The following is a 12,786-nucleotide window of genomic DNA, read 5'->3' as shown; positions in this document are numbered from 1 at the left end:
CTCACTTGCCACCTGCACCTAAAAGAGAAACGCCATGGCAGACCGACTCTATACCCAAGACACCATCGCCGCCCTGGCCACGCCTCCCGGTCGTGGTGGCGTCGGTATTATTCGTGTTTCTGGCCCCGCCTGCCGCGACATTGCCGTCGCCATGCTAGGCCACTGCCCAGCCCCCCGCTACGCACACTATGGCGCTTTTATGGGCGCAGAAGACAGTATCGATGAGGGGATCGCGCTACTGTTCCCGGATCCTCACTCGTTCACCGGTGAAGATGTGCTCGAACTACATGGCCACGGCGGGCCGGTGATCATGGATATGCTGCTTGAGCGCTGCGTCCAGTTAGGCGCCCGCCTGGCAAGACCAGGGGAGTTTTCGGAGCGCGCTTTCCTGAACGACAAGCTTGACCTCGCCCAGGCCGAAGCCATTGCCGACCTGATAGATGCCACCTCTCGTTCGGCCGCCGAAAACGCGGTGCGTTCGCTTCAGGGCGAGTTTTCCAGCCGGGTCGCCGGACTGGTACAACGGCTTATCGAACTGCGTGTCTATGTCGAGGCAGCAATTGATTTCCCCGAAGAAGAAATCGACTTTCTAGCTGATGGCCACGTGGCGAGCCTGCTGGACGATGTACACCATGAGCTTAACGACGTTCGGTCAGCCGCTGGACAGGGTGCCCTGATGCGCGAGGGTATGAGCGTTGTTATTGCCGGGCGTCCCAATGCAGGAAAGTCAAGCTTGCTCAACGCGCTGACCGAGCAGGACACCGCCATCGTCACCGACATTGCCGGTACCACGCGGGATGTGCTGCGCGAGCATATCCATATCGATGGGATGCCGCTGCATGTGATTGATACTGCAGGGCTACGCGATACGCCTGACGCGGTGGAACAAATCGGCGTCGCCCGGGCCTGGGCAGAGATCGAAGGCGCCGACCGCGTACTGCTGCTGGTCGATGCCTCAACGACCGATGAAACCGACCCCATGGCAATCTGGCCTGAATTTGTCGCCCGGCTGCCGGACCAGCAGCGCCTGACGCTGGTACGAAATAAAATCGACACCAGCGCCGAGCAAGCGGGCATAGACTTATCCACAACGCCACCCACGGTACGGCTTTCAGCAAAAACGGGAGCCGGTGTGGATAACTTGAAAGCCCACCTGAAAGATATCATGGGCTTCTCAGCGACCACCGAAGGACGCTTTTCGGCCCGCCGCCGCCATCTGGATGCGCTTGACCGGGCAATGAACGCCCTTGAAACCGGCCGCCGACAGCTCGAGGGCAATGGCGCCGGTGAATTGCTGGCGGAAGATTTACGCGATGCGCAGCAGGCGCTGGGCGAAATCACCGGTGAATTCAGCGCCGACGACTTGCTGGGGGAAATTTTTGGCAGCTTCTGCATCGGCAAATAAGCTTTCCTAAGCGGGCGCTACTCCTCGACCAACCAAGACGCCCGATAGCGGCTTTGTGCGCCCAACAGCGGGGTCAACTGGGTCATCGCGCCCGCCAGGCGCTCATCGAGTCCCCAGGGCGGGTTGATCACCAGCATCCCGCTACCGTACATGCCGCGCTCATGGGTCTCCGCGGCTCGCAGGCACAACTCGCTACGCCAGATTTTGCGGATGCCGCTGCGCTCAAGCGCTTCCAACAGCACCTTGTGGTTATTGGCAGGCAGCAATGGGTACCAGATCAACACCACCGCGTGACGCGCTTTCGCAAGCGCCACACTAAGGGTATCCGCCACCACCTGATACTCGTCTTTACGCTCGTAGCTTGGGTCAATCAGCACACAGACACGCGGCGTTGCAACAGGCAGGCGCTGGCATAATCCCTGCAAACCATCACCATGAATTCGCACGACGCCTTGTGCCAGCGCCTGGTCATCCAAATGCTGGTGCTCACCAGGGTGCAATTCAAACCCGTACAACTGCTCCTTGGCACGTAGTGCTTGGCTTATCCACCAGGGGGAGCCGGGGTAATGAGTCAATGCATCGGGATGACGCTGCGCACGTGACAGGGCATCCAGCCAACTGCATAGCAGCGGATCGGACACCGATTGAGCCGCTTCCCAGAGAGGCCAGACACCGTCCCGATACTCCTTCAAGCGCTGGGTTTCTTCACTCGACAGTGGGTAAAATCCCCGCCCCGCGTGGGTATCGATATACGTCACGGGTGAAGCTTTGCGCAGCAGGTACTCGATGGTTGCAAATAACGTTAAATGCTTATGCACATCGGCAAAATTACCCGCATGATACGCGTGTTGATATGACAACATGATAATTCGACAACTCATAAAAAAGCCCGCTACTCAGCATAGCGGGCATTGAAATGGCTTCACAGCGGTACGCTTAGCTGCCTTGGTTTTGGGCTTCCGCCGTCGGCGTCAAGGTGATTTCGACGCGGCGGTTCTGGCTGCGTCCTTCTTCAGTATCGTTGCTGGCCACCGGCTGGGATTCACCAAAGCCACGGGTATTCAAGCGCATTGACGACACGCCATTCTGACTCAGATAACTCCCCACGGCCTGAGCCCGGCGCTCAGACAGTCGCTGGTTATAAGCTTCGTCACCGGTGCTATCGGTATGACCCGCAATGTTGATCCGGGTGTCAGCATATTCACGGACCACATTGGCCACTTCGTTTAATGAGCTACGGGCCTGGCTGGTCAATTCAGCGGAATCAAAGCCGAAGGTCACACTACTTGGCATGTTCAGCACGATATCGTCGCCACGACGATCAATTTCGATGCGCGAGCCTTCCAGGTTTTGGCGCAGTTGTTGCTCCTGGCGGTCCATATAAGCCCCTATGCCAGCACCCGCTGCGGCACCTACCGCCGCCCCGATCAGCGCCCGATCTCGGCGGCTGGTGCTACCATCCCCGGACAACGCACCGGCAGCCGCGCCTACCACGGCACCAATACCTGTGCCGGTGGCCGTCGATGAGCGCTGAGTTTGACCGCCGCCGTAAGGGTCCGAGGTTGCACAACCGGCAACCAGCACAGCGGCCGCTAACGGGGTCAATAGTCGAGAAATACGCATCGCTCACTCCTTAATATTGTCATCTAACTATGAAGTTACTCGTCGCTTATCAAAGCCAGCAACTCGTTCAAGAATAATAGACCTTGCGGCGATGCTTGCAGTCTTTTTGGCATTTCCATCAAAAGTCCTTTTTTCTCGGCATTGTGTAAGCGCGCCAATAGCCCATCAACCGGCAACCCCGTATGCGCTGACCACATCGAGACAGGAACCCCCTGGATCAGACGCAGTGCATTCATCGAGAACTCCAGCGGCAGTTCGTTTTCATCAATGGACTGCTTGCCCGCGATAAAGCCGCGTGGGTCATTCACCCGCCTTAAATAGGCATCTGGCTGACGCGTTTTCCAACGCCGCTCAATATGCCACTGCCCCTCGGCATCCATATGGCTCAGCTTACCGTGTGCCCCCGCCCCGATGCCCAGATAGTCGCCAAACTGCCAATAATTGAGATTGTGCAGACTCTGTCGATCAGGGCGCGCATAAGCGGAAATTTCGTAACGTGCCAGTCCCGCCTGCTGTAAACGTAAATGGCCCTGATCCTGAATATCCCAAAGGGTTTCTTCATGAGGCAAAGTGGGCGGATGGACATAAAACGCCGTGTTGGGCTCCAGCGTCAGCTGGTACCAGGACAAGTGTTCAGGGGATAACGCCAGCGCTTGCTCGATATCCGCCATCGCCAGTTGCGGCGTCTGCTGCGGCAGACCGTGCATCAGGTCAATATTGAGGTTATCGAAGCCCGCCTTTCGCGCTTGGTTGACGGCGTTGATCGCCTCTTCACCGCTGTGAATTCGACCCAATGCGGCCAGCTGGTCCGGATGGAAACTTTGTACCCCGAGCGAAAGCCGGTTGATACCGGCATCTCGGTAGCCGGTAAAGCGGCTTTGCTCGGTGGTACCCGGGTTGGCCTCAAGGGTGATTTCAATTGCCTCTGCAAACGGTAAGCGAGCACTTACTTCGCTTAAAAGGCTTTTATAGAAAGCTGGTGAAAGCAGACTGGGGGTGCCACCGCCGATAAATATGCTCTGGATGGTTCGTCCCGCCGCCAGTTCAAGATCGCCATCGATGTCCTGTAGCAGCGCCTTAAGGTAGGCAGCTTCTGGTAATTCATTGTCCTGGGGCTCATGGGAATTAAAGTCGCAATAAGGGCATTTGCGCACGCACCAGGGTGTATGGATATACAAAGATAACGGCGGCAACAGCTCAGCCATGGGCCACCTTCAAGACGTCGACTAACCCGCTCAGGGCACGTCCACGATGGCTCAGACGATTTTTTGTCTCGCTGGGTAATTCCGCCACGCTCGTGCTCTGATCGGGCAGCCAGAATAGCGGGTCATAGCCAAAGCCGCCCTCACCGCGTGGGTGCGCCAGCACTTCGCCTTCCCAGCTACGCTGCACAATAACGGGCACCGGGTCCTCAGGATGGCGCAGGTAAACCAGAACACACCAATAACGTGCCGTTCGCTGCCCTTCCGGGCAATCCTGCAAGGCCTCAAGCAACTTGGCGTTATTACGCTGGTCACTTTTGGGTTCGCCCGCATAACGGGCGGAATAGATGCCAGGTGCGCCCTGTAACGCATCGACCTCTAGACCTGAGTCATCAGCCAGGGCCGGTAATCCACTTTGGCGGCTCGCTTCCCGGGCTTTAATAAGCGCGTTTTCCACAAAGGTCACGCCTGTCTCTGCCACGTCGTGAACGCCAAAATCCGCTTGAGGACGGACATCAAAACCAAGAGGCGCTAATAATTCGTTGAATTCTTTCAATTTACCAGCGTTTCCGCTGGCAAGCACAAGTGTTTGTGTATGGGTCATGCGGCGACCTCCTAGAGTGAGCGATCAGTTTACGCATGCCTTTGGATCGACAAAAGTAACTTTAATGTAACTACATGTACATCCATTCTGAGGAGATAAAGTACTAGAAAAATAATAACCATTTATATTCAGCTACTTACTATAGAAAAAGCATTCACCGCCATATTATTTAATGACTTTCTAGTAACATATATTTACATTTAACAACGTATAGACAACACTTAAATTGTGACCTACCCATCCGTTATTTCTACGAGGGCCCTCCAATGCCGCAGCACAAGGCTCCTGATACGGTATTTGTCGTTACCGAAAAAAGCCCACAATCACAACTATTTGCGGAATATCTGGGGACTCATACCGAGTGCCGTGTGCAGATTCAGTCACCCCATGAAAAGGTCACTGCACCATCAGCAGGAGACGCCTTGATGCTGATCGATAGCGATCATATCGGGGTTGATACCCTGCCAGACTGGCAACATCAGTTACCCGAGACGCTCAGCAACTCGCCTTTGGCCGCGTTCAACATCCGCGATATGGATCACGCGCTTGAAGCCCTGTCGTGCGCGCAATTGAAAGGCGTGTTCTATCGACAGGAGAGCCTGGATGTCATTTGCAAAGGTATTCATGCGCTGCTGGAAGGTGAGCTGTGGATGTCCCGAGAACTCATGACCCGATTGATCCTGTTCTACCGCAAGTACCAGAACAACGCCTTCCGCCCTGCCTGCGGGCTCACCAACCGGGAAATGGAAATCATCTCGCTGCTGAGTGCCGGGGCATCGAATCATCAAATCGCAGAAAAACTGTTCCTCAGCGAACACACCGTCAAGTCTCACCTTTACAACATTTTCCGCAAAATCAACGTGCACAACCGCATTCAGGCGCTGAACTGGATTCATCAGAACCTGGGGCCCATTTTGCCCAATATCGAAACCGCACGAAGCTTGCAGCGCCGCCATTAGCCAATGGCGGGACGAAGGGGCATGGTAAATGCCTTTGTTTTTCTAGTTTTCCTATCTAAGTTGGCAGTGCTGACTCTCCTTCTTCTGCCCAGAGCCCAAAGTACTGACACTCTTTTATTCATGCTGGCGAAGTTAGCTCAATGGCGAAAACCGTATCATAAACGCTCCCTGAACCAAGCTAGGTGCAAGGAGCGTTGAGCTTGGGCTCTAGATCTGGAAAGGCATACGGAAATTGAGCGTGAAGTCCGGCGCATCGTCGGTCAAGCCAATACCCAGACTGGTCACAATCGAGGTGGAGTCCGACAAACCATAGGTAGCCCCGAAATTGAACGAGGCGGCATTGGCGCTACTACCAATTACCGACCGCTCAGCCCCTCCCTCAGGAGTTACTTTGGTATCCAAGGAATGCTGATGGGAAAACGACATGGAAAGGCTGAAACGCTCATTCAGAGCAAAGGCTGTGCCAAATCCTAGACGAATGCTATCGCCCAAATCTATGTTGGCATTAATATTATCAAAGTCCCTAGCGATGTTATGAGTGTAGCCAACGTTGGCAAAAATGATGGCCGGATCGACAGTCTTGAGAAACGAAAGGCCAGTACTGACACCCCAGACACCATTACCAGTAGGCAAGTCATTCGGCACAGTCAGGTTTTCCACCTCGCTCTCTTCTGCATCTACTGTAGTAGTTTCTATACCGTATGGATGTTTGCCTGTCGGTGCCAGAACGGAAAAATTCCATACCACATCAGGCCGGGACGGAGTTTCAGCCAAAACACGATAGTAGAGGCCAGCACTTATATCCCCCAAATCGCCTTGACTGACGGTTTCTTCGACTCGCTCGTTTGTCGCCCCACCGGCACCGATGGTTTCATAGTGACTGCTACGGTAGACATAGGGAACGACCAGCTCCACTTCTAGTCGATCACTTACCCCGTAACGGGTACTCACATCAAAAGTGGTCGTATGGCTTTCGACCGTATCGACGCTGATATCGCCCAGAAAGATGGCATCAAGCACCAGAAATCCGCTTAGCGCTAATTCACTGCGATCAGAGTACGAGTAGCTGATACCTGGCTCAATCGTTAAGCGGTCAGAGAAGAGCGCATGTTCTTCGCGTAGAACGTTTTGAACGCTCTGGCTGGGCTGGGCCTCTCGAACGACATCGTCATTGGTACCCTGTGCCATGGCCGCCGTCGACAGACTCCCTGCCGTGAAAATACATAACGGGAACAGAAATCGGTGACCCGCAGACTGCAACGTGCTTGTCGGTTTATTATACTGCATTAGTGATCCCCTTAAATATGAACTCTGTAAGAGCCTTTCACCTTCATTCCTTCAATCGCGAAGGAAGTCCCCAAGTTCTTGATACCCTCAGTCAGCTTAACAGGCAATAGCATTAGGCCTATAAGCATGAAAAAGGCCGAAGATAATCGGCCTCTTAAGCAATAAATAGGCTGAAATGGTTCTGGATTACAGGCGATCCAATGCGCGAACCGATTTCAACACGTTTTTTAAATTACGGTTGATACCCGACTCAGAAACATTTCCCAGTTGAACACTCAAGCGCGTCATGTTGCTAATTTGCTGGTGGTCACTGGTAAGCTGGATCGCTTGATGGAGGCCACGACCAGGGCTTATATCCTGACTAACAACCCCCGCGCCGGGCACTGTCATCGTCATACCAATCCCGCCTGCCTGTCTGCCAACCTTCACAAGAGCACCTCCCTGTGACAGCTCTGTTTTGCCATTAGCAGGTTGGCTGCTGTCACGTCCGGTACCTCCCCCTACATCAACCCAGAAGGCGTTATTGGCCGTATTGAAATCGCCACCGGCCTGGACCAGCTGTACAATACCTCTGCCGTTTGATAAACCCATACCATTCACTGAAGATGAGTCAGCTACAGACTGCTGATAAGCGGCGTATTCCTCCGGGGTAGTGGAAGTGATATGGGAAGAAAACGTGGGTGAAGGCCGACCACTCGCCATGTTAATACCCAGATTCGCCCGCGCATGAATGTCCTCGCCCAGCGACGTTTTCCAGCTGGTTGACATTTCCACGCCAAAAAAAAGTACCTCGCGGCTGTTAACAGCCTTACCACGTAGCTGCGCCAGTTCGCTATCTGACAATTGCCTACCGGATTTGAAAGTCGGATCACTGAAGTCAGTCGCCACAGTGGCCGCCTGCACCGCCGGTATGCCGGTTAACATAACAGAGACGCCGATTAGCGGAACCGCCATCGCCTCACCCCACCGCCGAATGCTTTTATACCTGTTCATGTTTCCACCCTCATGGTCGCTAAGCCAGGCGCTTAAAACACCTCAGCATGGCGAAACCCGAAATCCAGTAATTGTTGTTTGGGAACCGGCGAAAAGACATCAGTGAGTCGACGTGCGGTCAGCGGCTGAGCCGGGTCAAGCAGTACCGTACTGGTATCGAAGTTTTCCCCCACCACAGCAAAGATGACGTTGTTCCAAGCCTCAACAAATTCGGAGCGGTTCATTACCTTATTGCCTAGCGCCGGGTCGCCAACATAGACCCGATCACCCTCAACCTTTTTCAGCACCACGAAGTGCTGATAGCCATCCAAATCCAGCAGCACAATGACTGGGATCGAAACCGTATCTAGCGCAGGCTCGTCGATACTGTAACCTCGCCCCCGCAGCCCAACCGTTTCGACATAGTTGTTGAGATCAAGCAGTGAAAAGCCCAGCTTTCTTGCTTCGTTGGCATCAGCAATTTCGAACAAGCCTTGAAGGACGGATTCTTCGGTAACATTTGACCGGCCATAGGCGTATTTAAGGATGGTTGCCAGAGAAGCCGCGCCGCAGGAGAAGTCAGTCTCTTGAGGGACCAGATTCTCGAACTTGCGCTCCAATATAGATTGAACTTCCTTCGATACCAAGGTACCCGGTACGATATTGCCCATCCGGATAGCCGCTGATTCGGCGTGATTGGCCTGCATAAGCAAACCAGTCGCCAGACTGATCCCAAGAAACGAAATCGCTAAAGACTTCATAATTGCCTCCAGCAAAGCGTCCGTAATCGTAAACCCGGCCCGCAAAGCGGGCCGGGCATGAATTACCCGCGTTTGATCACTTGCTACGGGCAATCGACAGGTTGTTGCTTTGCATGTTGGCATTGCCCGAGGCCACATTGACCCCAACGTTACCCGAAGCGCGCTGGAAGCTGTTACTAAGAGTAGAGGTATTGCTATCTCCACAGCCACAGGCAGCGTTCAGAGTGGTATTGTCGACTGACTGGACCCCGGCGATAGTGGCTTCAGCGGAGCTATTCTGGCCCGCAGCCAGCGTCATGCCGTTATTCTGAGCATTGCCGAAGCCGGCGGCCATATTGACGCCAAGGTTACCAGAAGCGTTATTGAACGAGTCGGTTACTCTAGCTGCGTTAGTAGTGTCCCCGGTGTTGTACTCGTTATTAGAACCAGACTGAAGGGAGAAAGTTGCTGCCTTGGCAAAAACCATGGCGTCATAGTTCTTACTTCCACTAACTGGTCCTAAAGGCGTAGGAATACTGAAGGTTGTAGTTGTTGTTCCTTCACTGCCCTTGGAAATTGCCGCATCGTTAGCCTGGCTATTGAGACCGCCGCTTGCCATGTTAACGCCGATGTTGCCTGTAGCACCGTTACCAGAGTTGTTTATCGTGGCATTGTTTGTTGAGCCTGCATGATCATTCACGATGTTATCGCCACTGATCTGCTTACGGTCAATGGTGGCAGCGGAGAAGTGATCCGCGGGATCGTCTACCGTTACATCAAGGTCCACGTCGATCGCGTTTGTGACGGTGTGAGAGACACTCACGTCAACAGTATTAGTCCAATCAGAAGTGATAGTGCTGTCTGTGACATAACTATCATCTTCAGGAGTGGGTATGGGTGTGGTAGCTAGCGCATAGGGAGCTGCGAGAAGGGCAGCGATAGCCATGGCGAGCGGTGCTTTTGCGAATGTTTTCATCGTCTTTCTCCTGAATGAACCTGCAAGTATTGCTTTTGATGTTATGAAGGCACGACTACCACTATCAGCGAGCACCGGATGTCATACGGATGCCCACATGGTTCCCAGTAGCGTTGCCCCTTCCCGCCGACTGATTCACCTGAATGACACCGCGCGACCCAGAGAAAGCCGAATCCTCGATGGCGACTTTTCGTGAACCCCCGCTGTCATCCGACTCCCCAGTCGGCTCCTGCGTCCGGGACACCACCTGGCTCAGCGATTCGCTGTTCAGGGAACTGCCCCTCATGCCCAGGGCAACACTCAAGGTGTTGCTCTGCACATTTTCTTGCCCCGCGGCCTGGTTGACGGATATCCAGCCAACCGCCTGGCTCAATGCGTCATCTTTGATAACGGCAGTAGCCTGTTCCGGTGCGAGGCGATTATTCGATGAAACAACCTGAACCACGATGTTGTTAGCCAGGGCGTAGTCACCCATGGCAATGACACCGGAGTTGTTCTGTAAATTGCTGTTACCGGCGGCTATATTGACGTTGATAGCGCCCTGTACATTGCTGAGCGAATTGCCATCAATCAGCGAAGCGGCTCGGTAAGTGGTATTGAAAACCCGGTGAAAGCTATCGTCCTGAAGACGCTCCTGTCCCCAGGCACTCGCGATGAAGCCAGCCATGATGAGGGTCGATAACCCCTTTATCAGCATGGGCGCTGCCTCAAGCCTTTTTTCATGTTGTGCCATCATCGTCTCAACCTTCGACCGTAGGTGGGTCACCGTTTAAAGATACATAAAGATACAAAAAGACATTTAACGAAATATTGATTTACATAGTAGGAGAGGATGGAAAGCGAGCACACCTGATATTTGTCAAATCAATCGGTGGTTTTTTTAATGCAGAATGGGCTAGGGAAAGATGAGCCTGCTTGAGCAGAGCAGCATTAGCTATTTCATCAATTAACGGAAAAATAATTAAAATACAAAGTGATAAAGAGGACTATATTAATTGGCACAGTGAAAAAGTCCGACTTTTGGTGCCTTGACACGGTTATGATCGATGATCGAATCGAGCTTTTACTGGTCTTTATCGAGAGATAGGGAGGTTTACAGCGCTAGATCGGCCCAAGAAAGTTGGCCGCATCATTATGTTACAATTCGGCTTGGAGAGGTGCACCGGAAATTCAAAACGCAATAGGAGCAGAACATGCTGTCGCTCTGCTTTGAGTCGCCTATCGTCAGGCGGCTGTTCATTTCGCTGGCGGTTTTACTAGCGAATCGACACCGTCAGCGTGCCACCCTTACCCTGAGTGGAAGACCGCGAGCGGTTAGTGCCTTTCTGGATATCCACTACCAGGCGATCACCATCGCTTAACAGCCTGACCGTGCCTTCAAGGGCAGTGCCCTCAAAACTGAATTCTGCCGGTACCGTGCCGTTTTCCTCAATGTGTTCGGTGGTTTCACCCTCGTGGGTGATGCGCCAATGGGCGGAAAACGCCGCACCCTCCGACCCTTCCATGGTAATACGAATCGAATTCATCGATGGCTCCTCAAGCGATTGAGCGCTTAACGGTAGGTGGATGGTTAACCCCATTGCCAATAGCGTGGCGCCTGGCCACATCCAGAGTCGTTTCATAATGGCCTCTACAACGCAAAGAGCCGCTGGATATCAGCGGCTCTTTAAGTATAACGGAATTTTCGTTACTTGCTGTTACATTAAAGCAAAGGCTTTCTCGGCGGCATCCAGTGTTTTCTGGATATCTTCGGGTGTATGGGCGCTGGACATAAATCCGGCTTCGAACGCCGAGGGCGCCAGATACACGCCTTGATCGATCATTGCACCAAAGAATCGACGAAAGGCTTCTGGGTCACACGCGGTCGCCTGGGCAAAGTTATCCACACGGCGCTGACCGGTAAAAAAGATCCCGAACATACCGCCCGCCGATTGGGTCATCATCGGCACATTGGCGGCGTTAGCGCGTTCCTGCAGACCGGTGCATAAGGTTTCAACACGTTGCGTCAGGGCATCATGGAAGCCGGGTACCTGAAGCTTGGTCAACAGTGCAATACCAGCCGCCATGGCCAGCGGATTGCCTGAGAGCGTGCCCGCCTGATAAATCGGCCCCATCGGCGAGATGTTCTGCATGATCTCGCGTTTACCGCCAAAGGCACCCACCGGCATACCGCCACCCACGATCTTGCCAAGGCAGGTCAGGTCGGGGGTCACACCATAATGAGCCTGGGCGCCGCCAAGGGCGACGCGAAAGCCGGTCATCACTTCATCAAAAATCAGTACGCTGTCGTGCTCGTTACACACGCGACGCAGCGTCTCGAGAAAGCCCGGCTGAGGCGGAATGCAATTCATGTTGCCGGAGACCGGCTCGACGATGATGCAGGCGATCTCATCGCCCATCTCTTCAAAGCACGCTTCGACACCCTCAGGATCGTTATACGACAAGGTAATGGTGTGCTCGGCAAGCGACGCTGGTACCCCCGGTGAGCTCGGCTCGCCATGGGTCAACGCTCCGGACCCGGCTTTGACCAGCAGCGAATCGGAGTGACCGTGGTAGTTGCCTTCAAACTTGACGATCTTGTCTCGACCGGTAGCGCCGCGAGCGAGGCGAATGGCCGACATCGTGGCTTCGGTGCCGGAACTGGTCATGCGCACCATTTCCATCGACGGAATCATTTCACAAATCAGATCCGCCATGGTGGTTTCAACCGCCGTAGGAGTACCAAACGAGAGGCCGTTATCCAACCGGGCACGCACCGCCGCAAGCACGTCCTGGTCCGCATGCCCGGTAATCATCGGCCCCCATGAACCCACATAGTCGACGTAGCGGTTGCCTTCAACGTCGAACAGATAAGCGCCTTGTGCGCGCTCCATGAATACCGGCGGGCGATGCAACCCCTTGAAGGCCCGCACCGGGGAGTTAACGCCGCCCGGAATATGGCGGCTGGCTAGTTCAAACAATTCAGCGGAAGTCGTCATGGCGTCCTCTTCATTCATTGCGTCATTAATCGCATGGCGT

General features: G+C 54.0%; 13 protein-coding genes. 2 read left to right on the top strand and 11 right to left on the bottom strand.

Annotated features, from left to right (window positions below; all coding sequences use genetic code 11):
- Positions 1-34 precede the first annotated feature (34 nt).
- Positions 35-1,405 (top strand): tRNA uridine-5-carboxymethylaminomethyl(34) synthesis GTPase MnmE, encoded by a 1,371-nt coding sequence (mnmE, locus tag BMX75_RS02630; protein WP_092825000.1) that lies wholly within the window; start codon positions 35-37, stop codon positions 1,403-1,405.
- A gap of 17 nt (positions 1,406-1,422) precedes the next feature.
- On the opposite strand, the gene BMX75_RS02625 is transcribed toward mnmE, so the two are convergent.
- The 4 genes from BMX75_RS02625 to rdgB all read right to left on the bottom strand — a co-directional run bounded on the left by BMX75_RS02625 (position 1,423) and on the right by rdgB (position 4,834).
- Positions 1,423-2,268, bottom strand: a complete 846-nt coding sequence (locus tag BMX75_RS02625) for a 23S rRNA (adenine(2030)-N(6))-methyltransferase RlmJ (protein ID WP_092824998.1) — start codon at positions 2,266-2,268, stop codon at positions 1,423-1,425.
- Between the two features lie 73 nt (positions 2,269-2,341).
- On the bottom strand, positions 2,342-3,028 hold the full coding sequence (locus BMX75_RS02620; RefSeq protein WP_092824996.1) for a YiaD family glycine zipper/OmpA-like lipoprotein: 687 nt from the start codon (positions 3,026-3,028) through the stop codon (positions 2,342-2,344).
- Between the two features lie 35 nt (positions 3,029-3,063).
- A complete protein-coding gene (gene hemW, locus BMX75_RS02615; RefSeq protein ID WP_092824994.1) occupies positions 3,064-4,233 on the bottom strand; it encodes a radical SAM family heme chaperone HemW in 1,170 nt (389 codons plus the stop codon).
- Positions 4,226-4,834: an RdgB/HAM1 family non-canonical purine NTP pyrophosphatase gene (rdgB, locus tag BMX75_RS02610; RefSeq protein WP_092824992.1), complete on the bottom strand. Its 609-nt coding sequence runs from the start codon at positions 4,832-4,834 to the stop codon at positions 4,226-4,228. Before rdgB ends, hemW begins: the two co-directional genes overlap by 8 nt.
- Positions 4,835-5,100: 266 nt before the next feature.
- Between rdgB and BMX75_RS02605 the strand changes: the two genes are divergently transcribed.
- Positions 5,101-5,793 (top strand): response regulator transcription factor, encoded by a 693-nt coding sequence (locus BMX75_RS02605; protein WP_092824990.1) that lies wholly within the window; start codon positions 5,101-5,103, stop codon positions 5,791-5,793.
- A gap of 207 nt (positions 5,794-6,000) precedes the next feature.
- On the opposite strand, the gene BMX75_RS02600 is transcribed toward BMX75_RS02605, so the two are convergent.
- The 7 genes from BMX75_RS02600 to hemL form a co-directional block, all read right to left on the bottom strand.
- Positions 6,001-7,080 (bottom strand): transporter, encoded by a 1,080-nt coding sequence (locus tag BMX75_RS02600; RefSeq protein WP_245748323.1) that lies wholly within the window; start codon positions 7,078-7,080, stop codon positions 6,001-6,003.
- Positions 7,081-7,266: 186 nt separating this feature from the next.
- Positions 7,267-8,073 carry a hypothetical protein gene (locus BMX75_RS02595; protein ID WP_092824986.1) on the bottom strand — a complete coding sequence of 269 codons (807 nt, stop codon included), beginning with the start codon at positions 8,071-8,073 and terminating at the stop codon, positions 7,267-7,269.
- 32 nt (positions 8,074-8,105) lie between these two features.
- The gene (locus BMX75_RS02590; RefSeq protein WP_092824984.1) at positions 8,106-8,813 is read right to left on the bottom strand and encodes a C39 family peptidase; all 708 of its coding nucleotides are present in this window, start codon (positions 8,811-8,813) and stop codon (positions 8,106-8,108) included.
- A 76-nt stretch (positions 8,814-8,889) separates the two neighbouring features.
- Positions 8,890-9,768, bottom strand: a complete 879-nt coding sequence (locus BMX75_RS02585) for a hypothetical protein (RefSeq protein ID WP_092824982.1) — start codon at positions 9,766-9,768, stop codon at positions 8,890-8,892.
- 64 nt (positions 9,769-9,832) lie between these two features.
- A complete protein-coding gene (locus BMX75_RS02580; RefSeq protein WP_092824980.1) occupies positions 9,833-10,504 on the bottom strand; it encodes a hypothetical protein in 672 nt (223 codons plus the stop codon).
- 520 nt (positions 10,505-11,024) lie between these two features.
- Positions 11,025-11,390: a hypothetical protein gene (locus tag BMX75_RS02575; RefSeq protein WP_245748322.1), complete on the bottom strand. Its 366-nt coding sequence runs from the start codon at positions 11,388-11,390 to the stop codon at positions 11,025-11,027.
- A 75-nt stretch (positions 11,391-11,465) separates the two neighbouring features.
- On the bottom strand, positions 11,466-12,746 hold the full coding sequence (gene hemL, locus BMX75_RS02570; RefSeq protein WP_092825096.1) for a glutamate-1-semialdehyde 2,1-aminomutase: 1,281 nt from the start codon (positions 12,744-12,746) through the stop codon (positions 11,466-11,468).
- Positions 12,747-12,786 lie beyond the last annotated feature (40 nt).

Source organism: Vreelandella subterranea (assembly GCF_900111305.1).
Classification (GTDB): domain Bacteria; phylum Pseudomonadota; class Gammaproteobacteria; order Pseudomonadales; family Halomonadaceae; genus Vreelandella; species Vreelandella subterranea.
This window is presented reverse-complemented; position numbering and strand designations above follow the sequence as displayed.